Origin of the sequence: Actinacidiphila polyblastidii (assembly GCF_036353415.1) — a bacterium.
Lineage (GTDB): Bacteria > Actinomycetota > Actinomycetes > Streptomycetales > Streptomycetaceae > Actinacidiphila > Actinacidiphila polyblastidii.
Genome location: NZ_JAZEWV010000001.1, coordinates 325,220 through 347,522 on the forward strand (window position 1 = coordinate 325,220; position 22,303 = coordinate 347,522).

21 protein-coding genes are annotated in these 22,303 nt (G+C 73.8%); 13 read left to right on the forward strand and 8 right to left on the reverse strand.

Annotated features, from left to right (window positions below):
* The first annotated feature begins 380 nt into the window (after positions 1-380).
* On the forward strand, positions 381-1,148 hold the full coding sequence (locus V2S66_RS01300) for a DUF4232 domain-containing protein (RefSeq protein WP_330792443.1): 768 nt from the start codon (positions 381-383) through the stop codon (positions 1,146-1,148).
* A 98-nt stretch (positions 1,149-1,246) separates the two neighbouring features.
* On the opposite strand, the gene V2S66_RS34450 is transcribed toward V2S66_RS01300, so the two are convergent.
* Positions 1,247-1,528: a hypothetical protein gene (locus V2S66_RS34450; RefSeq protein WP_413966274.1), complete on the reverse strand. Its 282-nt coding sequence runs from the start codon at positions 1,526-1,528 to the stop codon at positions 1,247-1,249.
* Here V2S66_RS34450 and V2S66_RS01305 point away from each other — a divergent pair.
* Genes V2S66_RS01305 through V2S66_RS01315 form a run of 3 tightly spaced genes read left to right on the forward strand, consistent with a single transcriptional unit; the run spans position 1,452 to position 3,323 of the window.
* Entirely contained in the window at positions 1,452-1,916 is a 465-nt protein-coding gene (locus V2S66_RS01305) for a class F sortase (protein ID WP_413966269.1), read from the forward strand. The two genes, V2S66_RS34450 and V2S66_RS01305, sit on opposite strands and share 77 nt — an antisense overlap.
* Positions 1,917-1,957: 41 nt before the next feature.
* Positions 1,958-2,461, forward strand: a complete 504-nt coding sequence (locus tag V2S66_RS01310; RefSeq protein ID WP_330792447.1) for an RNA polymerase sigma factor — start codon at positions 1,958-1,960, stop codon at positions 2,459-2,461.
* The gene (locus V2S66_RS01315; protein WP_330792449.1) at positions 2,445-3,323 is read left to right on the forward strand and encodes a DUF4232 domain-containing protein; all 879 of its coding nucleotides are present in this window, start codon (positions 2,445-2,447) and stop codon (positions 3,321-3,323) included. Before V2S66_RS01310 ends, V2S66_RS01315 begins: the two co-directional genes overlap by 17 nt.
* Positions 3,324-3,344: 21 nt before the next feature.
* On the opposite strand, the gene V2S66_RS01320 is transcribed toward V2S66_RS01315, so the two are convergent.
* Positions 3,345-4,775, reverse strand: a complete 1,431-nt coding sequence (locus V2S66_RS01320) for a class I adenylate-forming enzyme family protein (RefSeq protein ID WP_413966253.1) — start codon at positions 4,773-4,775, stop codon at positions 3,345-3,347.
* A gap of 352 nt (positions 4,776-5,127) precedes the next feature.
* Here V2S66_RS01320 and V2S66_RS01325 point away from each other — a divergent pair, with 352 nt between their 5' ends.
* From V2S66_RS01325 to V2S66_RS01350, 6 genes are all read left to right on the forward strand, one after another.
* On the forward strand, positions 5,128-6,810 hold the full coding sequence (locus V2S66_RS01325) for an NAD(P)-binding domain-containing protein (RefSeq protein ID WP_330792454.1): 1,683 nt from the start codon (positions 5,128-5,130) through the stop codon (positions 6,808-6,810).
* Positions 6,807-7,892 (forward strand): alpha-hydroxy acid oxidase, encoded by a 1,086-nt coding sequence (locus V2S66_RS01330; protein WP_330792455.1) that lies wholly within the window; start codon positions 6,807-6,809, stop codon positions 7,890-7,892. The genes V2S66_RS01325 and V2S66_RS01330 overlap by 4 nt, the downstream gene beginning before the upstream one ends.
* Positions 7,886-9,388, forward strand: a complete 1,503-nt coding sequence (locus V2S66_RS01335; protein ID WP_413966254.1) for a cytochrome P450 — start codon at positions 7,886-7,888, stop codon at positions 9,386-9,388. The genes V2S66_RS01330 and V2S66_RS01335 overlap by 7 nt, the downstream gene beginning before the upstream one ends.
* 54 nt (positions 9,389-9,442) lie before the next feature.
* A complete protein-coding gene (locus tag V2S66_RS01340) occupies positions 9,443-10,729 on the forward strand; it encodes a cation:proton antiporter (RefSeq protein ID WP_330792457.1) in 1,287 nt (428 codons plus the stop codon).
* A gap of 129 nt (positions 10,730-10,858) precedes the next feature.
* A complete protein-coding gene (locus V2S66_RS01345) occupies positions 10,859-11,569 on the forward strand; it encodes a helix-turn-helix domain-containing protein (RefSeq protein ID WP_330792459.1) in 711 nt (236 codons plus the stop codon).
* Entirely contained in the window at positions 11,566-11,781 is a 216-nt protein-coding gene (locus V2S66_RS01350) for a DUF6126 family protein (RefSeq protein ID WP_330792461.1), read from the forward strand. The genes V2S66_RS01345 and V2S66_RS01350 overlap by 4 nt, the downstream gene beginning before the upstream one ends.
* Positions 11,782-11,862: 81 nt before the next feature.
* Here the strand turns inward: V2S66_RS01350 and V2S66_RS01355 are convergent, their stop codons facing one another.
* Positions 11,863-12,267 (reverse strand): rodlin, encoded by a 405-nt coding sequence (locus V2S66_RS01355; RefSeq protein WP_330792463.1) that lies wholly within the window; start codon positions 12,265-12,267, stop codon positions 11,863-11,865.
* A 307-nt stretch (positions 12,268-12,574) separates the two neighbouring features.
* Between V2S66_RS01355 and V2S66_RS01360 the strand changes: the two genes are divergently transcribed.
* On the forward strand, positions 12,575-13,636 hold the full coding sequence (locus V2S66_RS01360; protein WP_330792813.1) for a PP2C family protein-serine/threonine phosphatase: 1,062 nt from the start codon (positions 12,575-12,577) through the stop codon (positions 13,634-13,636).
* A gap of 55 nt (positions 13,637-13,691) precedes the next feature.
* On the opposite strand, the gene V2S66_RS01365 is transcribed toward V2S66_RS01360, so the two are convergent.
* Together V2S66_RS01365 and V2S66_RS01370 are read right to left on the reverse strand one after the other, a co-directional pair.
* Positions 13,692-14,414 (reverse strand): ribonuclease H family protein, encoded by a 723-nt coding sequence (locus V2S66_RS01365; protein ID WP_330792465.1) that lies wholly within the window; start codon positions 14,412-14,414, stop codon positions 13,692-13,694.
* Between the two features lie 98 nt (positions 14,415-14,512).
* Positions 14,513-15,880, reverse strand: a complete 1,368-nt coding sequence (locus V2S66_RS01370; protein ID WP_330792467.1) for an NAD(P)/FAD-dependent oxidoreductase — start codon at positions 15,878-15,880, stop codon at positions 14,513-14,515.
* A gap of 246 nt (positions 15,881-16,126) precedes the next feature.
* Between V2S66_RS01370 and paaK the strand changes: the two genes are divergently transcribed.
* Positions 16,127-17,461, forward strand: a complete 1,335-nt coding sequence (gene paaK, locus V2S66_RS01375; RefSeq protein WP_330792468.1) for a phenylacetate--CoA ligase PaaK — start codon at positions 16,127-16,129, stop codon at positions 17,459-17,461.
* Between the two features lie 144 nt (positions 17,462-17,605).
* Here paaK and V2S66_RS01380 read toward each other — a convergent pair whose 3' ends face one another.
* Both V2S66_RS01380 and V2S66_RS01385 read right to left on the reverse strand, forming a co-directional pair.
* Positions 17,606-18,820: an SPFH domain-containing protein gene (locus V2S66_RS01380; protein ID WP_330792470.1), complete on the reverse strand. Its 1,215-nt coding sequence runs from the start codon at positions 18,818-18,820 to the stop codon at positions 17,606-17,608.
* Positions 18,821-18,852: 32 nt separating this feature from the next.
* Positions 18,853-19,086, reverse strand: coding sequence for a hypothetical protein (locus V2S66_RS01385; protein WP_330792472.1), 234 nt, complete (start codon positions 19,084-19,086; stop codon positions 18,853-18,855).
* Positions 19,087-19,365: 279 nt separating this feature from the next.
* Between V2S66_RS01385 and nhaA the strand changes: the two genes are divergently transcribed.
* Entirely contained in the window at positions 19,366-21,264 is a 1,899-nt protein-coding gene (gene nhaA, locus V2S66_RS01390) for a Na+/H+ antiporter NhaA (protein WP_413966255.1), read from the forward strand.
* Positions 21,265-21,348: 84 nt separating this feature from the next.
* Here nhaA and V2S66_RS01395 read toward each other — a convergent pair whose 3' ends face one another.
* The gene (locus V2S66_RS01395; RefSeq protein WP_330792476.1) at positions 21,349-22,122 is read right to left on the reverse strand and encodes an AraC family transcriptional regulator; all 774 of its coding nucleotides are present in this window, start codon (positions 22,120-22,122) and stop codon (positions 21,349-21,351) included.
* Positions 22,123-22,303 lie beyond the last annotated feature (181 nt).

Below are 22,303 nucleotides of genomic sequence, written 5' to 3' on the forward strand. Positions count from 1 at the left end.
CTGGTCAGCGCAGTGTGTGACGGGTGTTCACCGAGTGGCGGGGCGTCAGGAGCCTGCATGCGGAGCCGGCGCGGGCCGCGCGGTCCCCGCGTCAGGGCGCGGGGGACGGCGACCACGTCGCGTTGCCGGTGACCACGTCGCGGCTCGGCGGCGGCGCCGCCGAGGACGACCGCGTGCCGGGCCGGGGCCGCGGTGACCGTGCGGCGTACGGCCGCCGGCGGTGCGCGGCGACGGGCGGGAGGCCGCCGCGCGGACCGGACTTTGACGTTTCTTTACAACCGGCCGGGCCCGCGCTTCGTCTCTGCTCGCGATGTCCGCCATGGCCGGTCCGGCGCCCGCTCGCGGGTCCGGCGGCCACAGGAGAGACGAAGGAGCAGGACATGCGCAGGAGTTCACTCGTCACAGGTGCCGCCGCCGGTGCGGCGGCCGCCGCCGTCGCCGTGCTCACCGCCGTGCCGGCCACGGCGCTCCCGGCCGTGCGGGACGCACCGACGGCCGCGACCACTCCGATGTGCGCCACCTCGCAGCTGACCGCCAGGCTCGGCGGCGGCGACGCGGGCGCGGGCAACCTCTACCGGTACCTGGTGCTCACCAACCACAGCGCGGCCACGTGTCACCTCACGGGCTTCCCCGGGGTCTCGCTGCTGAGCGGCAGCGGTGCGCAGATCGGACCCGCCGCGACCCGCACCCGGGAGGCGTACGCACCGGTGGTGCTCAAGCCCGGAGCGTCGGCCAGCGACACCATCCACACCGCCAACCACATGGGCACCTGCCTGCCCACCTCGGCGAAGGTGCGGGTCTACCCGCCCGGCAACACCGCCTCGCTGGTGATCGCCGGCGCCATCGCCAACTGCCACGACCTGCTGGAGATCACCCCGCTCGCGGCGGGCTCGGGCGGCAACCCGGAGGGTCCGGTCGGCAGCGCCCCCACGCCGAGCGCCGCACCGACGGCCGCGCCCACGGGCTCCGGACAGCAGGTCACCGCGGTGCCCAGCGGCGCCCCCGACACCGGCCTCGTCGCGGACTCCGGCAGCGGCAGCAGCAACGGGCCGGTGGCCGGCGCGACGGCGGCCGGCGTGCTCGCGCTGGGCGGCGCGGCGGTCGCCCTCGGGCTGCGCCGCAGGTCCCGGACCCGGGTCCAGGGCTGAGCGTTGAGGCCGGCGTTGGGGTATGCGTTGCCGCGATCTCGCGGCGGGGAGGCGGTCCCGCCGTCAAACGGCTCCGGGCGCGCGGGCACGAGCGCGCCTCACGGCGGCCCGCCGCGGCGGGCGCGGGGCGGCGCCGGGGCGGCGGTCGCCGCCGCCGCGCTGCTCGCGGCCCTGTCCGGCTGCGCGAGCACCGCACCCGCCCAGGTGCCGTCGGACGGCGGCTCGGTGCCGGTCGTGTCGTCAGTGCCGGGCGGCGCGCCGGCCACGACCACGGCCACGACCACGGCCGCGCCCGGCCGGCCGATGGGCCGCTCGCTGCCGGCCCGGCTGCGCATCCCGGCGATCGGCGTCGACACGCCGGTGATGTCGCTCGGGCTCACCGCGGGCGGTGAGGTCGCGGTGCCGCCGATCGCCGCGCACGCGCCCGCCGGCTGGTACGACGGCTCGCCGACGCCGGGACAGACCGGTCCCTCGGTGATCCTCGGCCATGTGACCGTGGGCCGGTACGGCGACGGCGTCTTCCTCCACCTGGACCGCCTGCACGCGGGCGACCGGGTGGCGGTCTCCCGCCGGGACGGCTCGGTGGCGCAGTTCGCGGTGGACTCGGTGCAGACGGTCGCCAAGTCGCGGTTCCCCACCCGGCGCGTGTACGGGAACGTGGACCACCCCGCGCTGCGTCTCATCACCTGCGGCGGCACCCGGGTGAGCGGAGGCGGCGGCTACCCGGACAACGTGATCGTCTACGCTTCGCTGGTCCCGGGACCGTGAGCGCCGAGCAGACAGCGGTCCGCACGGCCCGTACGACACGAGTGAGGAGAGCGGTCATCCGGTCTCAAGAGCGCGCGGCCTCCGAGCTGTTCGCGGCCCTGTATCCGCGGCTGGCCGGCTGGGTGCGCCGGCTCGTGGACGACGACGGGACCGCGCACGAGATCGCCTCGGAGGCCTTCACCCGGCTGTGGGCGCGCTGGACCAAGGTCGAGGAGCCGAGCGGCTTCCTCTACGTGACCGCGGCGAACCTGGTCCGCGACCACTGGCGCAAACTGGAGCGCGAACGCCGGGCCATGCGCCGGGTGACCACGGAGGAAGCGTTGAAGCCGCAGCCCGACCAGACCGACCCCTCGGTCCGGATGCTCGTCCAGTCGCTTCCGCAGCGGCTGCGCAACCCGGCGCTGCTCTACTACTACGCCGACCTGCCGGTGCGTGAGGTGGCCGCGCTGCTGGGCCGCAACGAGGGGACCGTCAAGGCCGATCTGCACGCGGCCCGCGAACTGCTGCGCGCCAAGCTCGGAGGCCGTCATGACCGGATCGTCTGAGGACCGCGCGGACGGCGACCTGTCGGGCCGGCTGGACGGCGCCGCGGCCGATCCGCTGGAGCCGCTGCTGCGGCCGCCGGCCGAGTTCCTCGCGGCGCCGCCCGGGGCCTTCGACCGGATCCGCCGCCGGGCCGCCCGCCGCCGGCGGGCCAGGGCGCTGGCCGGCGGCGGCGCCGCGGTCGCCGTGCTGGCCGGCGCTCTGTACCTGGTCGGGTCGCTGACCGACGGCGGCGGCGACGAGGTGGTCGGGCCGCCCGCGAGCAGTCCGGCCAGCGGTTCGCCGGCGCCGTCCTTGACGCCGTCGACTCCGGCGTCGCCCGCCCCGCCCTCCTCCGGTACGCCCCGCACGCAGCGGCCCACCACCGGCACCGGCACCGGCACCGGCAGCGCGCCCACCAGCCCGTCCGGCGCCCCGGTGGGCGCGACGCCGACGCCGACCGGCCAGGGGACGACGCCGATGTGCGCGACCTCGCAGCTGACCGCGGGGCTCGGCGGCGGCGACGCGGGCGCGGGCAACCTCTACCGGTACCTGGTGCTCACCAACCACAGCGCGACGGCCTGCCATGTCAACGGCTACCCCGGCCTGTCGATGCTCGACGCGAACGGCCGGCAGATCGGCGCGCCGGCCACCCGCGACGAGCGCGCGCACACGCAGGTGGTGCTGAAGCCGGGCGGGTCGGCGAGCGACACCATCCACACCGTCAACGGGCAGGGGACCTGCCTGCCCGCTTCCGTCACGCTGCGGATCTACCCGCCGGGCAACACCGCGTCGCTGGACTTCCCCGGCCAGGTCACCGACTGCGACGACCAGTTCACCGTCACGCCGTTCACCGCGGGCGCGACGGGCAATCCGCCGTCGTGACCCGGCGGGCGCGCTCCCTGGTCACCGATCGGCGACCAGGGACAGCAGCGCCTTCTTGTCCGGCTTGCCGCCCGGCGCGACCGGGACCGCGCCGAGCACGGTGACGGTGGCCGGAACCGCGCCCTCCCCCAGCCGTTCGCGGACGGCGGCGCGCAGCACGTCCGCGGTGGGCGCGGTGCGGCCGGCGGCGGGCACCACGAAGGCGTGCGCGGCCTCGCCGGTCCGCTCGTCGGGCGCCGCGACGACGTACGCCTGGTCCACGTCCGGATGGGCGGCGAGCGCCGCCTCGATGGCGCCCGCGTAGTAGAGGACGGCGTTGACGAAGACGACGTCGCGGGCACGGCCGATCAGCCGCAGGTATCCGTCCTCGCCGAGCACACCGAGGTCCCGGGTCCTGATCCAGCCGTCGGCGACCACCTCGGCGGTCTCCTGCGGGTCGCCCCAGTAACCGGACATGGCGCCGCCGGCCCGCACCCAGATCTCGCCGGCCGTGCCGTCGGGGACGCTCCGGCCCCGCGGGTCGCGCACGTGCACGCCGACGCCCGGCAGCGGACGGCCGACGGAGTCGAGCACCCGCTCGCCGCCGTCGGCGAGGTCCTGCGGGGTGAGCAGGCTCAGCATGCCGGTCTCGGTCTGGCCGTACCCCTGGTGGACGGCCGCGCCGAGCCGTTCCACGGCCTCGGCGAGGCGGTGCGGGGGCAGCGGCGAACCGGCCACGAGCAGCGCCCGCATGCTGCTGGTGTCGACCGTCCCGGTGCGCAGGGTGTCCAGGATCTGGTAGAGCCGCGGCACCGTGCACAGGCAGGCGGTGATCCGGTGGCGCTCCCACACCTGCGGGAAGACCAGCGGGTGTTCGGGTATCACCGCGGTGCCGCCGGCCAGCAGGCAGAGCCCCAGATGCTCCAGCATGACCGCGCTGGTCAGGGTGCCGAAGACCAGGAACCTCCGGTAGCCGTCGGCGAGCCGGCGCACGGTCGGACTCCAGCGGGCCGGCCGCCAGGACCAGTGCTCCTCGAAGGCGCGGTACGGCTGGGCGCAGCCCCTGGGGTGTCCGGTGCTGCCGCTGGTCAGGGTGATCAGGGCGATGTCGTCCGGCCGGCCGTGCGCGGTCAGCGCGTCGTCCGACGCGTCCGGCTCGGTGGCCAGCAGGTCGGCGTCGAGGTCCAGTACGGGGACCGGTCCCGCCGCGGCGGCGAGCGTCGGGCCCGCGGTGGTCGCGTCGGCGACGATCACCTCGACGCCCTGGCCGAGCACATGCTCCAGCTGGGCCGGGGTGAGCCCGGGACGCAGTCCGGTGACCCGGCATCCGAGCAGGTGGGCGGCGATCTGGGCGGCGAAGGCGCCGGGCGTCACGGCGGTGGTGAGCGCGACGGAGCGGCCCGGCCCGAGACCGCGGGCGCGCAGTCCGGCGACGCAGCGGCGGACCGTCTCCAGCACCTCGCCGCGTGACACCGGCCGTGACCGGAATTCGAAGGCCGCGGTCCCGGGATCGCGGCGAAAGGCGTCGACCAGGGGCTGCGGAAAAACCGATTCGGCCGGATTGTGCATGCGCTCTCCGTTCCCCGACGACGCGCGGGCGTCGTCTTCCAGCCACACAGGAAGTTCAGCAAATGCGTTCGTCCGCCGTTCGGCGGCGGGCACTCGGCCGCGAGCGCCGGTCCGCGGCCACGCGGGCGAAATTATCCACCAATAGCCATTGCCATACCCGGCGCCCGGTGTGATATGGATCACATCCCGAGGTCTGGATACCTCCTTTAACTCTCAACTACGGTGTGCGCATCGCCACGGGAAGCCGGGAGGTCGCATGTCCGGAGAACAGCGGGTCGATTACTTGGTGGTAGGTGCCGGTCCGGCCGGACTGCAGGCCGCCTATTTCCTCGAGAGAGCCGGGCGCGACTATCTTGTCGTCGAGTCGGGGCAGGCGCCGGGAACGTTCTTCACCCGTTTTCCACGCCATCGCACGCTCATTTCCATCAACAAGGTGCACACCGGCTGGGACGACCCGGAACTGCGCCTGCGGACCGACTGGAACTCGCTGCTCTCGGAGGAGGGCTCACCGCTCTTCACCTCCGTCACCCCGCGCTACTTCCCCGCGGCCGACGACTTGGTCGGCTACCTCGCCGACTTCGCGGCCGCCCACCGGCTGCGTATCCGGTACAACACCCGTATCACCCGCATCAGCCGAGAGGCGGGCGGGCGGCCAGGGAGCGATTCCGGCCGCGGCGACTTCCTCACCGAGGACGAGCGGGGCGGGACGCTGCGGGCCCGCCGGATCATCATGGCCACCGGCGTCTCCCGCCCGTACATCCCGCCGATCGAGGGCGCGGAGTTGGCCGAGCCCTACAGCGAGGTCTCGGTCGACCCGGCCGAGTTCACCGGCCGGCGGGTGCTGATCATCGGTCGCGGCAATTCCGCCTTCGAGACCGCGGACAATCTGGTGGAGACCGCCGCCGTCATTCACGTGGCCGGCCCGGGAACGCTGCGGCTCGCCTGGCAGACCCATTTCGTGGGCCACCTGCGGGCGGTCAACAACAACTTCCTCGACACCTATCAGCTCAAATCACAGAACGCGCTGCTCGACGGCGAGATCCTGTGGATCAGGCGAGCTTCGGAGAGCGACGAAAAGGGGGAGGCGGGCGGCGGTTATCGGGTCGCGGTGAAATTCCAGCGGGTCGCCGAGGTGGTCAAGGAAATACCCTACGACCGGGTCATCCTCGCCACCGGCTTCCGTTTCGACGCGTCCGTCTTCGACGAGAGCTGCCGGCCGGAACTGACGATCAAAGACCGGTTCCCCGCGCAGACCGACGCCTGGGAGTCGGTGAACGTCCCCGACCTCCATTTCGCGGGCACGATCACGCAGGTCAGGGACTTCAAGAAGTCCACCAGCGGATTCATCCACGGCTTCCGCTACGGGGTGCGGGCGCTGCACCGCATCCTGGAGCAGCGCCACGAGGGCCGGCCGTGGCCCCGGCGGGAGCTGGAGCCGCGACCGCAGGCGGTGGCCGACGCGGTGATCGCCCGGGTGAACCGCTCCTCGGCGCTCTGGCAGCTCTTCGCCTTCATGGCCGACGCGGTCGTCCTGCTCGCCGACGGAACCGCCCGCTACCACGAGGAGGTACCCGTCGACCATCTCCACCGCGCTGTGCACGAGGGGGAGTTCGGCGCGGTGGACCGCTACCTGACGGTCACGCTGGAGTACGGGGCCGACCACGACAAGGTCAATCCGTTCGACGTCTCGGTCAGCCGCGTCGCCCAGTCCGACACCGGCGGGCTCGACGGGCGCTACCTGCACCCGGTGGTGCGGCTCTTCCAGGGCGGCAAGCCGCTCGCCGAGCACCACATCACCGAGAACCTCGAGAACGAGTGGGACGGCGAGGAGGTGCACCGCGACCCGCTGGTGCGCTTCCTGGAGTCCCGGCTCGCGGCGGCGCCCGCCGGGCAGCCGGCCGGTCCGGCCCCGGAGGACGCCTCCGCGAGCCCCTCGTGAGCGGGGTGATCGAGGAGCTGCGGCACAAGGCGGCGGCCCGCCTCGACCCGGTGCACCGGGACTTCTTCGACGGGGGCGCGGGAGCCGAGACGGCGCTCGCCGAGAACGAGCGGGCCTTCCGGCGGCTCGCGCTGGTGCCCCGGGTGCTGCGCGGCGCCGGCGACCCCGACACGGGCGTCCGGCTGCTGGACGACCGGGCCTCGATGCCCGTGGTGGTCTCCCCCACCGCCTTCCACCGGCTCGCCCATCCGGACGGCGAGCACGCCACGGCCCGCGCCGCCGCGGCGGCCGGCACCGTGCTGATCACCTCGATGGCGTCCACCACGCCGGTCGCCGAGGTGACCGCGGCCGCCCGCGCGGTACGCGACGACGCCGCCGTGTGGTTCCAGCTCTACCTGCAGCCCGACCCCGCGGTGACCGACGCGCTGGCCGAACGGGCGCTGCGGGCCGGCTGCTCCGCCCTGGTGGTCACCGCGGACTCCCCCGTCTTCGGCCGCAGGGCCCGGGACGACCGCAACGGCTTCCACGACCTGCCGCCGTGGCTGGCGGCGGAGAACATGCGCGGCCTGCCGGGCGGCCCGCCGGACGCCACCCGGGACATCGCGATGTCCCCCCGGCTGTCCTGGGCCGATCTGCGCCGCCTGCGCGAGGCGACACCGCTGCCGCTGGTCCTCAAAGGGGTGCTGCACCCGCAGGACGCGCGCCTCGCCCTGGACGAGGGGGTCCGCGCGGTGATCGTCTCCAACCACGGCGGCCGCCAGCTCGACGCCGCGCCCGCCGCCCTCGACGCGCTCCCCGCGGTGGTGGCGGCGGTCGCCGGCCGGATTCCCGTCCTGCTCGACGGCGGGGTGCGCTGCGGCGCGGACGTGGTCCTCGCCCTGGCGCTCGGCGCCACGGCGGTCGGCGTCGGCCGGCCGGTGGTGTGGGGGCTGGCCGCCGAGGGCGAGCACGGCGTCCGGCGGGTGCTGGAGGAGCTGCGGGAGGAGACCGCGCACGTCCTCACCCTGTGCGGGGCAGCCGACTGCGCCGCGATGACGCCCGACCAGGTGGCGGTCCGCGGCCGGGGGGTGGGCGGGTGCTGACGCGGGGCGCGGGGCGGCGCGGGGCGTCGGCGTACCCTCTGGCGGCGCTCGGCGCGGGCTTCGCCCTGTCCGCGCCGTACTGGCTGCCCAAGGCGGTGGTGGCGCTGCGGGTGCGGGCCTTCGCACAGGTCAACGGCCCCGGCGGTGTCGTCGTGCCGGGCGGGCAGGTCGGCCCCGACCGCTTCGAGGAGCTGTACGCGCATCCCGCCGCGAACGGGCGCAGCCGCGGCGCCGGCCTGTCCGACCTGTTCTGGTACTGGCTCTCCCCCGGCCCCGAGGTGCACCAGGAGCATCTGGAGGCCGGACCGCTGTACGACGCGGTGGCCCGCACCACCAGCGCGATCCTCGCCGGGAGCAGCGCGGACCTGGCAGCCACCGCCACCCGCTGCGCGGCCGCCGTGCTCGACGGACTGCCGTCGGGCGGCACGTCCGGCGGCATGACGTCCGGCGGCATGACACTCGTGCGGCTGCGCGACCTGATGATGCAGGTGTGGGCGGAGTTCTTCCACGAGCTGGTCTTCCACGACCCGTGCCCGCCGGGGGTGCGCGGGCTCATCACGGACAACGCCGCGGACGTCGTCGACTCGCTGAAGAACACCCGGCTGCGGCACATGGACCGCAGACGGCGGCTGACCCGCTACCTGCTGGGCCGGCTGGCCGCGGGCGAGGTGCCGCACGAGCTGCCGGCCGGGCTCGCCACGGCGCGGGACCGGGCGCACTACCTGCAGGGGACGTTCTTCAGCACCGCCGTGGTGCAGATGTCGGAGGCGATGGCCCACCTGCTGCTGGTGCTCGCCACGGAGCAGGACGTGCAGCGGCGGCTGGCCGCGCATCCCGACGACGACCACGACCTCGGCAACGTCATGAACGAGACGCTGCGGATGTACCCGCTGTTCGGCATCGCGCACCGGATCACCACCGCGGACATCGACCTCGGCGGCGGCGTCGCCTACCCCACCGGCACCGTGCTGTGCTTCGACTACCCGGCCTACCACGCGTCCGGCTGGAGCGACCCCCAGGTCTTCGACCCCGGGCGCTGGGACCGCGTCCCGGCACGCAGCGCGCACCACATCCCCTTCGGGATCGCGGCCAACCGCCCGTGCCCGGCGTGGCGGCTGGCGCCGCTGGTGATGCGCGCGGTCACCCGCGAGGTGCTGCGCCGCTTCGCGCTCCACTCCTCGGTGTCCCACACCCGCTCGCTGCCGCATCGGGCACCGTGCCTGCTGGTCGCGCGCGGGCGCCCGGCGCCGCGCGGCCGCCGGTGGGCGGCGCTGGCCTTCCTGCGGCTGCGCGACCGCTGGGAGGACGTCGGGCGCAGCCTGGTGCAGTTCGGGCTGGGCCTGTGGATGGTGCGCGACGCCCGCCGGCAGCGGCTCACCGAGCGGTGGTTCGCCCGGCAGGACGCGCCGGCGGCGCCGGACGCGCGCGCCGCACAGGACACGCCGGACGGCGGCGAGGGTCACGAGGTACCCGGTTGTCCCCACTCCGGTCGCTGACCGCCGCCGGTCCCCGGCCGTTCCCCCCACCGCTCCCGCCGAAGGGCGTCCGTCATGTCTTCGACCGAACTGGGCACCGCGTTCCTCCTCGCGGTCGTCGTGATCCTCCTGGTCTGCCGGGCCGCCACCGTGCTGCTGCGGCCGCTGGGCCAGCCGCCGGTGGTGGCCGAGATGATCGCCGGGGTGCTGCTCGGCCCGTCGGTGCTCGGCCTGCTGCTGCCGTCGGTGGAGCACCACCTCTTCCCGGCGGCGCTCCGGCCGGTGCTGTACGTGGTCGGCCAGCTGGGGCTGACGCTCTACATGTTCCAGACCGGCTACGAGTTCCGGCTGGACCGGATCAAACCCGTGGCCCGGTCGGCGGCGCTGATCTCGGCCGCCGGCAGCGCCACGCCGCTGGCCCTCGGCGCGGCCGTGACCTGGTCGCTGCACGGCTCCGTGGACGCCTCGCCGCCCGGCATCCCGCTGCACGTGACCGTGCTCTTCGTGGGCGTCACCCTGGCGATCACGGCCTTCCCGATGCTGGCGAGGATCATCAACGAGAACGGTCTGACCCACACCTCGTTCGGCACCATCTCGCTGGCGGCGGGCGCGCTGGACGACGCGGGCGCGTGGATCCTGCTGGCCGGTGTGGTGAGCCTGGTCCGCGGCAGCGCGGGCACCTTCGTGCTGGCGGCGGCGGGCATGGCGGGCCTGGTGCTGCTGCTGGCCGCCCTGGTGCGGCTGCGCGATCCGCTGCTGCGCGCCACCGAGCGGCTGTCCCACGAGCAGCTGCTGCTGGCGACGATCCTGCTGGTGTGCCTGTTCGCCTGGTACACCGACCGGATCGGCCTCTACGCGGTCTTCGGCGCCTTCAGTCTCGGGGCGGCCTTCCCGCGCTCCCCGCGGGTCGACGAGGCCATCGAGGCCACCGCCCCGCTGAGCCGCATCCTGCTGCTGCCGCTGTTCTTCACCTACTCAGGGCTCAACACCGACACCGGGCTGCTCGCCGATCCGGCGCTGCTGATGTTCGCCGCCGCGTGCACGGCCGCGGCGATCGCGGGCAAGTTCGGCGCCTGCTGGGCGGCGGCCCGGCTGGGCGGCCAGCCCCCGGCGGTGGCGCTGCGCATCGGCACGCTGATGAACGCGCGGGGGCTGATGCAGCTGATCGCCATCAACGTCGGGCTGGCCGAGGGCATCGTGACCCGCTCGATGTTCACGGTGCTGGTCGTGGTGGCCGTGGTCACCACGACCATGGCGACGCCGCTGCTGAAACTGTGGGACCGGCTGGACGGCGGGGTGCCGCCCGTACCCGAGGAGGCGTCCGCGGGCGACCGGCCGCGGACGCCGGCGGCGACGGCCTGAGCCTCAGGGCGAGGTCGAGGGTGAGATCGCGGACCAGGGGGGCGGACCGAACCTCAGGCGGAGCCTGAGGCTTTTGCCTCAGAGGCAAGAAGTTTGCCTCTGAGGCACCGCTCGCTGTTCCATGGCTCCATGGACGCCACCGACGCTCCACACGCCACCGCCACCGCCGCCGCTTCCGACACCGCGGCCGAAAGCGCCGCCCTGGCGGAGGGCCTCGCGCTCGCCCCCCGGCTGCGCGAGCGGCGGCACGGCAGCGGGCTCACGCTCGAGGCCGCGGCGCGCCGGCTCGAACTGTCGCCCGCGCATCTGTCCCGGCTGGAGTCGGGGCTGCGCCAGCCGTCGCTGCCGGTGCTGCTAGGGCTCGCCCGCCTGTACGCCACCACCGTCTCGGACCTGCTCGGTGAGACCGCTGCCGAACCCGACCCCATCGTACGCGGCGACCGGATGGCCGCGGTGCCCGCGGGCGGCTGGACGTACTGGCGGGCCGGCGGCACCGGCCGGGCCATGCAGGCGCTGCGGGTGCACGTGCCGTCGAGGGTCCAGCAGACCCTGGTGCGCGTGCACCCGGGCGAGGAGTGGCTGTACGTCACGGCGGGCGAGCTGGAGCTGTCCCTCGGGGACCGGACGCACCGGCTGGCCGCGGGCGACTCGGCGCACTTCGACTCGCTGGTCCCTCACCGGCTGGCGGCCGCCGGGGCAGGCGGGGTCGACCTGCTGTTCGTCCACACGCTGATGCAGAGCGAGACGTCCGCACTGTGCGTCGGCACCACCGAGGGCACGCGGGAACCCCGGGAACGCCTGGACCTCCGGGACCCCAGAGAACAAGGAGAGCGGCGATGACGATGCAGGGGACGCAGGGCATGCGGCAGCCGGCGACGGAGCGCGCCGAAGGCGCCGTGGACCGTCCGGTGGCGCGGGTCGTGCCGACGACGAACGGCAGCGAGCGGCGCAAGGAGCGCGGGGTGACGCTGCGGGTGCTGGTCTACGTGGCGGTCGCGCATGTGATGGCCTTCTACCTGTGGCTGATGTTCGCGTTCGTCGGCAAGCGCTGAGCGCCCGCGGCGCGGCGGAACACGACGACGGCGCCCGTCCCCCCACGCGTGCGGTGGGGCGGGCGCCGTCGCGCCGGCGGGTCAGTGGTTGACGACGCCGTTCCCGGACAGCACCGGGATGTCGCTGAGGAGGTGCGACAGCGGCTCATCGCCCTTGATCTGGCTGCTGTTCTCCGCGCACTGCTGGTTCTGCGGCGAGGCCAGCACGTTGACGTCCTGGACGGTGATCGGGATGGCGCCGATCAGCGAGCCGACGTTCGCCTTGGCCGGCAGGCCGACGCACAGCTTGTTGAGCGAACCCTGGACCAGGCCGACCTGCGGGCTCAGCTCCCCGCCCGTGACCGTGTTGCCGAACGCCTGGGACGCACCGTTGCCGTTGACCGTGGTGGAGCCCTCGTCGTTGCCGATCGCCGAGGCGGTGCCGGCGCCGCCGGCGATCACGACGGCGGCCAGGCCGCACGCGGCAAGAGCACTACGGGTACGCATATCTCTCCTATCGATGACGAAACTGCGAAAGCGTGAGCAAGCTATCCATTCCATGCCTGAAGCCACGTGGATTCACCCGGACGACGGCATGTCCCGTACCGGTGGCCCCACACCGGTAACGGTGCGTAAGGTGTGAGCGGGTAAGCGGTTGCCGCGGTCCCAGCCTGGTCCGGGGGAAGGAGACGTCACCGTGCGGAGGCGAGACAAGGGCGTCAGCCGCCCGTTCCCCGGCCTGCCGGGCGCGACGCCCGCGGTCGCGCGTGACCGTACGGTGCCGCTGCCCCTGACGGTGCTGCCGTACGCCGTGATGGCCGTGGTCGCGGTCGTCGACGGGGTGTTCGGCGAGAGCGTCGGCCTGCTGCCGCTGGTGGCGCTCGGCCCCGCCTTCGCCGGGCTGATCGGCACCTGGGTGCGGACCGCCGTGATCGGCGCGCTGGCGATCGCCGTGGTGTGCGCGCTCGGCGTGGTCGACGGGCTCTTCGAGCACCGCCGCGGCTTCGCGGCGGTGGGGGCGGTGATCGGTGTGACGGTCGCCGGTGTGATCGCCGCGGTGACCCGGCAGCGCCGCGAGGCGGAGCTCGCCAGCGTCCGGTCGATCGCCGAGGTCGCCCAGCGCGTGCTGCTGCGCCCGGTGCCGAGCAGCGCGGGCCAGCTGCACGCCGCCGTCTCGTACACCTCCGCGGTCGCCGAGGCGAGGATCGGCGGCGACCTGTACGAGGTGGTCGCGTCGTCGGCCGGGGTGCGGGTGATCATCGGCGACGTGCAGGGCAAGGGTCTGGAGGCGGTGGAGACCGCCGCCGTGGTGCTGGGCGCGTTCCGGGAGGCGGCGCACGACGAGAAGACCCTGGAGGGCGTCGGGGAGCGGGTGCAGCGGGCCGCCGACCGCACGCTCAGCGGGGAGAAGTTCGTCACCGCGGTCCTGGCCGAGATCAGCCCGCTGAACGTCACCACGCTGCTCAACTACGGGCATCCGCCGCCGATGGTGCTGCACTCCGACGGCCGGGTCGACTTCCCCGAGCCGCCGGACTACGCGCTGCCGCTGGGCCTCGGCATGCAGCTCGGCGAGTCCGCGGAGCCCTTCGCAGTGGACTTCGGGCCCGGCGACCAGCTGCTGCTGTACACCGACGGCGTCACCGAGGCCAGGGACGCGGACGGCAGGTTCTATCCGCTGCGCGAGCGCGCGGGGCTGCTGGCCGACGGCGACCCGCAGGGCGCGCTGGAGGCGCTGCGCCAGGACCTGATCCGGCACACCGCGGGTCCGCTGCACGACGACGCGGCCATGCTGCTGCTGCGCTACCGGGACCCGGACTCCGAGCCGCAGGCCGCGCCCGAGCCGGTCGTGCCCACCGCGGCGGACGGCACGCACTGACGCGGTCCGGGCCCCGCCGGCCCACCGCCCCTGCCCCCTCACCGCCCCCGCGCGCTCACCGGCAGTCGGGGTGGCCCCACCCGTCGGTGTTCTTGGTGATCGGCTCGCCGGCGGCGTAGGAGCGCCCGCAGCGGCAGCGGCCCGGGTACTTCGCCTTCAGGGTGCGCGGCGCTCCGGACTGCGCCCTGGTCCCGCTCGCACCGCCCGCCGCGCCGCCGCTCCCCGCGGCGGCCGAGCGGGCGGCGCGGGCCGGCGCCGACTTGCGGACGGTGTCGGGCGCGGCCGGTGGCGCGGCGGAACCGGCCCCGCTGCCCGCGGCCTGCTGGGTGAGGGCGGCCTGGCTCGCGGCGCGGTCGGCGAAGTCGTTCAGCCGGTCGCCGCCGACCTGGTGGGCGGGCACGTAGCGGAACTCCACCGAGCGGCCCGCGAGCAGTTCGTCGATCCGGACCACCAGCTCCTGGTTGGCCACCGGCTTGCCCGCGGCGGTCTTCCAGCCCTTGCGCTTCCAGCCCGGCAGCCAGGTGGTGACGGCCTTCATCGCGTACTGGGAGTCCATCCGGACCTCCAGCGCGACCCCCGGGTCGACGGCGCCGAGCAGCCGCTCCAGGGCGGTGAGTTCGGCGACGTTGTTGGTGGCGGTGCCCAGCGGGCCCGCCTCCCACCGGTCGGGTTCGCCCCGGCCGTCGGCGATGACCCAGCCCCAGCCGGCCGGTCCCGGATTTCCTTTGGACGCCCCGTCGCAGGCGGCGATGATGTGCTCGACCACGGCACCGATCATGCCAGGGTGCGTCGCCGCGTGCGGCGCCACCCCTCGACGGCCTCCGGCAGCGCTCCCTCGGCCGCGGCCCCGCGGCCCCTTCCCGACGGCGCCGCGGCTCAGTCCTGGCGCGCCAGGAGGGTGGCCGAGTGCTCCCGGACCTCCTCGGGGGTGAGGTAGGCGTCGGAGTGCTCGAAGTCGCGCAGGGTGGCCGGGGTGCGGGCGAGGAACCCGGTCCTGACGAAGTCGTCGCCGGCGACGGCGTTGAGCAGCCAGTTGGTCAGCACCCGGGTCTTGGCGACGTTGGTGCGCAGCGCGGACCAGTGGTAGCCGCGGGCGACCGCCTGGGCGGGCATGCCGCGCAGTTCGATGCCGAGCGGCTTGGAGACCGCGTCCCTGCCGCCCAGGTCGACGACCAGGCCGAGGTCCTTGTGCTTGTAGGACTCCAGCGGCCGGCCGCGCAGCGAGGCGAGCACGTTGTCGGCGACCTTGCGGCCCTGCCGCATGGCGTGCTGGGCGGTGGGCGGGCAGACCGCGCCGTCCTCGTCCTTGGCCAGGTCGGGGACCGCGGCGGCGTCGCCGACCGCGAAGACGCCGTCGAGACCGGGGACGGACATGTCGGGGGCGACGGCGAGGCGGCCGCGGACGGTCTCCGCGCCGAGGGTGTTCATCAGCGGGCTGGCGACGACGCCCGCGGTCCAGATCAGGGTGCGGGTGGGCACCACCCGGCCGTCGGTGAAGGTGACCTCCTCAGGACCGGCCTTGGCGATGGACACGCCGAGCGAGATCTCGATGCCGCGGTCGCTGAGCACCTTCTGCGCGCTCCGGCCGAGCTTGTCGCCCAGTTCGGGCATCAGCTTGGGCGCGATGTCGATCAGGTGCCACTTGATGAGCGCGGGGTCCAGCCGCGGGTAGCGCTTGACCGCGTTCATGGTCAGCCGCTGGAGGCAGGCCGCCGTCTCGGTGCCGGCGTAGCCGCCGCCGACGACCACGAACTGAAGCCGCGACAGGCGCTCGGCCTCGTCCTGGCTGGCGTCGGCCAGGTCGAGCTGGGCGATCACGTGGTCGCGCACATAGGCCGCCTCGGCCAGCGTCTTCATGCCGCGGGCGTTGTCGACCAGTCCCGGGATGTCGAAGGTGCGGGTGATGCTGCCGGGTGCCAGCACGATGCGGTCGTACGTCTCGTAGACGATCTCGCCGGTGGTCCTGCGGACCACGCACACCTTCGCCTTCGGGTCCACGCCGATGGCGCCGCCCGGGTTGATGCGGGTGCGGAACCTGCGGCTGCGGCGCAGCGAGACGGCGATGGACTGCGGGGTGAGGACTCCGGAGGCGACCTGCGGCAGCAGCGGCAGGTAGAGCTGGTAGGAGAACGGGGTGACCAGGCAGAGGTCGGCCTCGTCGGGGGCGAGTTGGCGTTCGAGGCGGCGCACGCAGCCCACCCCGGCGAATCCGGCACCCACTACGAGGATCTTCGGTCGTGCCACGGTGTCCGTCCCTTCTCCTGGCCAGGTGATCGGTCCCCTGATCCCCTGCCCACGTCGCGCGGCCTCGCACCTCCTGTCCTATCCCGGGTTCGGCGCACCCGCCAGCCGGCCGGGCCGCCCGTGCCGTCCTTGACACGCGGTGCGGATGCTGATTCCTTGGTCCCGAGGTCATACCGAACGGTCGGTCGGTCGACCGTGCCATCGGGTGCGACCGGACGGTACCGGGCGGGCGTGAGGGAGAGCGGCATGGGCGGCGAGAGGGCGCGGGCGAGCGCGGGCGGGCCGGTCCCCGACGAACTGCTCGACCCGGCCGAGCGGCTGGACCGCGAGGAGCTGCGGAGCCTGCAACTGGACCGGCTGCGGGCCACGTTGCACCTGGCGTACGAGCATGTCGAGGTCTACCGGCGGAAGTTCGACGCCGCGGGCGTCCTCCCGCAGGACTGCCGGAGCCTGGCGGACCTGGCCCGCTTCCCGTTCACCACCAAGGCGGACCTGCGCGAGGCGTACCCGTTCGGGATGTTCGCGGTGCCCATGGCGCAGGTGCGCAGGCTGCACGCCTCCAGCGGCACGACCGGCCGGCCGACCGTGGTCGGCTACACCGAGAGGGACCTGTCCATGTGGGCGGACGTGGTGGCCCGTTCGATCAGGGCGGCCGGCGGCCGGCCCGGCCACAAGGTCCATGTCGCTTACGGGTACGGGCTGTTCACCGGCGGCCTCGGCGCGCACTACGGCGCGGAGCGGGCGGGCTGCACGGTGATCCCGGCCTCGGGCGGCATGACCGCACGGCAGGTTCAGATCATCCAGGACTTCCGGCCCGAGATCATCATGATCACCCCGTCCTACATGCTCACCCTGCTCGACGAGTTCGAGCGCCAGGGCGTCGACCCGCGCGCCACCTCGCTGCGGGTGGGGATCTTCGGCGCAGAGCCGTGGACCGAGGGCATGCGCGAGGAGATCGAGGAGCGGTTCGCCATCGACGCGGTGGACATCTACGGGCTGTCCGAGGTCATCGGTCCCGGTGTGGCCCAGGAGTGCGTGGAGACCAAGGACGGCCTGCACCTCTGGGAGGACCACTTCTACCCTGAGGTGGTCGACCCGATCAGCGACGAGGTGCTGCCGGAGGGCGGCGGCGGTGAGCTGGTCCTCACCTCGCTGACCAAGGAGGCGCTGCCGGTGATCCGCTACCGCACCCGGGACCTGACCCGGCTGCTGCCGGGCACCGCGCGGCCCGCGTTCCGCCGGATGGAGAAGGTCACCGGGCGCTGCGACGACATGATCATCCTGCGCGGGGTGAACGTCTTCCCCAGCCAGATCGAGGAGATCGTGCTGCGCACCCCGGGCGTCGCACCGCACTTCCGCATCGAGCTGAGCCGGCGCGGGCGCCTCGACCACATGACGGTCGCCGCCGAGGCGCGGGCGGCGACGGGCGCCGCCGAGCGGCAGGCCGCCGCCGCGGCGATCGCGAGCGGCATCAAGGACGGCATCGGGGTGAGCGCCGAGGTCTCCGTGGTCGACCCGGAGACGCTGGAGCGCTCGGTGGGGAAGATCCAGCGGGTCAGGGACCTGCGGCTGAGGGACTGACGCCACCCGCGGGACCGGGCGGCCTCGGACACGGCCGCCCGGACACGGCGCCGCCCGCTCCGGACGCCGCCGCGGGGCGGCGGGCGGGCGGCGCGGGCGGTGTCGCGCCGGCCGGGGGCGCGGGGTCAGGACCGGGGCGCGGGGTCAGTCGATGTCGATCGGGCCGTCGGAGGAGTTCCCCCTGCCGCCGTCCTTGCCCTTGCGGTCGGAGCGGTCGCCGGTCACGTAGCCGCGCAGCGCGACCGCGGTGGACGAGCCCGCGCCGTCAGCACGTGAGTCGTCGCCGTTCAGGTTCTTGCGGACCGAGTCCAGGATCGTCAGGCCCTGGCTGACCAGGCCCGCCGCGATCTCGCTGAGGCCGTCCGCGCCGTTGAGCACGTTGACGTTGGCGCCGGCCAGACCCGCGGACGCCTCCTTGACGATCTGCGGCAGCTGGTCGATGAGCATCCGGTCCAGCGCGACCCGGTCGTGCGAGGCCGCCGCGGCGGCCTGGATGCGCATCCGCTCGGCGTCGGCGACCGCGAGTACCCGGATGCGCTCGGCCTCCGCCTCCGCAGGCTTGACGATCTCCGCGACGAGCTGCTGCTGCCGCAGCTCCGCGGCGCGCAGCGCCAGTTCGGTCTGGGCGGCGAGCACCTCCTGCTGGGCGTGCGCCTGGGCCAGCGGGCCGGCCTGGGCGGCCGCCGCCTGCGCCCGGTCCACCTGGGCGTTGTACTCGGCCTGGACGACGGCCGTCTGCCGGGCGTACTCCGCCTGGTTGCGGGCCGCGACCTGCTGCGCCTCCACGGACGCCTGGGTGGCCTGCGCCTGCGCGATCTGCGCCTGCCGCTGGATGGCGGCCTTGTGCGGCGCCGACATCGCGTCGATGTACCCGGTCTCGCCGTCGTCGATGGACTGGATCTGCAGGGAGTCCACGGTCAGGCCGATCTTGGCCATCTCCGACTTGGAGGTCTCCAGCACCTCGGTGGCGAGCTTCTGCCGCTCGGTGACGATCTCCTCGACGGTCATCGAGCCGATGATGGATCGCAGGTGGCCGGCGAAGATCCGGCCGGTCAGGATGGCCATCTGGTCCTGGTCGGACAGGAACCGCTGTCCGGCGTTGACGATGCTCTCGTGGTCGTTGCCGACCTTGAAGGCGATGACCGCCTTGACCGTGAGGGCGATCCCCTGCCGGGTCACGCACTTCTCGGCGACCTCGGCCTCGCACATGGCGAGGGTGAGGAAGCGGGTCTTGCGGAACACCGGCAGCACGAACTTCCCGTGCCCGGTGACGACGCGGAACGGCGCGCCCCCCAGCCCTCGTCGACCGCCCGAGATCAGCATCGCCTCATCGGGTGCGGGAACGCGGTAACCGAACATCCTTCGTCTCCTTCTGTGCGCGACTGCGCGGCTCAGCCGGCCGGTGGCTCCAGGGGGTCCGCCCACGAGATGACGTCGACCTGGCGGGTCCCGCGGGAGTCCACCACGAGCACGGTGGCGCCCTCGGGCAGCGGCTCGTCCGACCAGGCGAGGAAGGTTTCGCTGCCGCCCCTGATCCTGACCAGCACCTCGCCGGGACCTTCGGCACCGCGGGTGCCGATGAGCAGCTCCCCGGTACAGCCGACCACGGCCTCGTCCCGCGTCATCTGCGGCCGCCCCCTCCTCGTCGCGGTGCCCTGGAACTTACGACCACGTCCATCCTCCCACCTGGGAGGGTCCCCGGGCGGTGGGCTGTCCTTACGGAATACGCGGGGCGTGCACCGCCGGTTCCCGCCGGGCGGCCGGCGGTGCGCGCGGTGGTCCCGCGGGCGGGCCGCGGACGCGCCCGGCGGCGAACCCGCCGTGTCCGGCAGGCGGTAGCGCGTGCCGCGCGGGGCCGGGTCGTGCCAGGGTGTGATCAAGCAGAGGCAGTGGTGGGAGGCTGGATGTTCCGGGGCTTGAGGGCGTCGTCCTCGGAGGAACGTGCGGAGCGCGAACGGACGACGGCCGCGGCGGCGTGGGCGTACATCCGCACCGAGACGGGCAGCGCCGCGGTGCTGCTGGCCGCGACGCTCACGGCGCTGGTCTGGGTGAACGTGGCGCCCGGCAGCTACGCGGAGGTGTGGCAGACGCACCTGGCGGTGGTCCTGGGCGGGCACGGCGTGGAACTGACCCTCCGCGACTGGGTGAACAGCGGTCTGATGACGCTGTTCTTCCTGGTGGTGGGGTTGGAGGCACGGCGCGAGTTCGACCTGGGCGAGCTGCGCGACCGGCGCCGCATCCCGCTGCCGATGCTGGCCGGGATCAGCGGCATGGTCGTGCCGGTGGCCTTCTACCTGGCGGTGAACGCCGGCCGTCCCTCCGCCCACGGGTGGGGCACGGCGATGTCCACCGACACCGCGTTCGCGCTGGGCATGATGGCGCTGCTCGGCTCGCGCTTCCCGCCGCGGCTGCACACCTTCATCCTGACGGTGGCCGTGGTCGACGACTTCGTCGCGCTGGCGGTGATCGCCGTGGCCTACAGCGACCACATCTCCTGGACGCCGCTGATCATCGGCGTCGCCTTCCTCGCCGTCGCGTTCGTGGTGCGCGGCCTGGGGGTGCGCCGCGGCCAGGTGTACGCGGTGCTGGGCATCGCGGCCTGGGTGGGGTTCGTGCACTCCGGCGTCGACCCGCTGGTGGTCGGCCTGGTGCTGGGCCTGATGTCGTACGCCTATCCGGCCTCGCGGGACGCGCTGGAGCGGGCCACCGGCCTGTTCCGCTCGTTCCGTGAGCAGCCGACGGCGGAACTGGAGCGCGAGGCGCGGCTCGGCATCGCCTCGGCGCTGTCCCCCAACGACCGGTTGCAGCGGATCTGGCACCCGTGGAGCAGCTACGTGATCGTGCCGCTGTTCGCGCTCGCCAACGCGGGCATCCACATCGACGGGCCGCTGCTGAAGGATGCCTTCACCTCGCCGATCACCCTGGGCATCCTGCTCGGCTACAACCTGGGCAAGCCGGTCGGCATCGTCGGCATGGCGGCCCTCAGCACCTGGCTGAGCCGGGGCCGGATGCGGCCGCCGGTCGGCTGGGGGGCGGTGCTCGGCGGCGGCACCATCGCCGGCATCGGCTTCACCGTGTCGCTGCTGATCGCCACGCTGGCCTTCGACGGCAGGCAACTGGACCAGGCGAAGATCGGCGTGCTGAGCGCCGTGGTGCTGGCGATGCTGATCACCACCGCGGTCGCGCTGGTCACCCAGCGGCTCCCGGAGGAGCGCCGGGCCCGGGCGCTGCTGGGCACCGCCCAGTCGGTGGTGGACCTCACCCACCCGGTGGACCCCGGGCGGGACCACGTCCGCGGGCCGCTGGACGCACCGGTGACGGTGGTGGAGTACGGCGACTTCGAGTGCCCGTTCTGCGGCCAGGCGGAGAGCGTGGTGCGGGAGCTGCTCTCCGACTTCGGGGACGTGCGGTACGTGTGGCGCCACCTGCCGCTGACCGATGTGCATCCGCACGCGCAGTTCGCCGCCGAGGCCGCGGAGGCGGCCGCCGCGCAGGGCCGGTTCTGGGAGATGCACGACCTGCTGATGGACCGCCAGGACGCGCTGAGGGTCAAGGACCTGGTGCTGCACGCGGCGGACATCGGGTTGGACATCGAGACCTTCAAGGAGGCGCTGAAGTCCCGCACGGGCAAGGCGCGGGTCGCGCAGGACGTGGAGTCGGCCGACGAGAGCGGGGTGTCGGGCACGCCGACCTTCTTCGTCAACGGCCGCCGCCACCACGGCGCCTACGACATCGAGGGGCTGTCGGCCGCCGTGATGGCCGCGCGCGACCGCGCGCTGCTGGTGGAGGGCGGCGGCCGCTGATCCGGGCAGGCGGCAGCGGGGGGGGGGGGGGGGGGGGGGGCCCCCCCCCCCCCCCCCCCCCCCCCCCCCGCGGGTCTGTCCGACTCACGCGGCCCCGTGGAACGCCATGGAGCGCGCGTCGGGGAAGGCCGGCAGCACCGGCGGATCGAGGGCGCTGACCGGGTGCAGCCGCAGGTCGAGCGGCATCATCGGCAGACCCTGCCGCACCGTCAGCGGACCCTCCATGGCCAGCGCGACCACCCGGGCGTCGACCGACGGCCCCCCGAGGACGGTGCGGTAGCCCGTGACGTACCAGGTCCCCGGCGGCACCTGGTCCAGGACGAACGGCCCGTCGGCGTCCATCATCGTGCAGCGGACCGGATGCCCCTCGGGCGTGGGCGTCGGATACAGCCCCACGAAGAGCATGCTGTCCTCGTCCAGCTCCGGGGAGCGCACGTACCCGCGCACCACCGGCAGCCGTCCGGCGCCGCGCGGCGGGGAGGCCGGCGGCACCGGATGGGCGAACCCGCCCCTGCGGCGGAACATCGTCGGGGCCAGCCCCACGCACCGGGTGAACCGGGTGCTGAAGGTCCCGACGCTGGAGTAGCCGACCCGGTGACTGATCTCCGTCACCGTCATACGCGTGGTCACCAGCAGGCCCTTGGCCGCCTGCAGCCGTAACGCGGACAGGTAGCGGCCGGGCGAGATGCCCGTCACCCGCTGGAAGTTCCGCGAGAAGTGGAATTTGCTGTACATGGCCGCGGAGGCCAGGTCGGTCACTGTCAAGGGTTCTTCCATGCGTTCCTGCATGATTTCGATGGCGCGAACGACAGCATGCTCCATGGTGAGGTTCGCGCTCGATTCTCGGACGTCACCCATCGCATCTCCTGATCGACGAGGAAGAAACACCGGATCCCGGCGTGCGGCAGTCGCAAGGCACGAGAAACAGCCACCCGGCGATGCGTCCCGCTGATAGCGAGGACGCCCTGTCGGAGGCTTGTCGACTGCAAGGATCCATATTCGGTTTATTTGAATTCAGCGTACATGTCTGACTCGACGG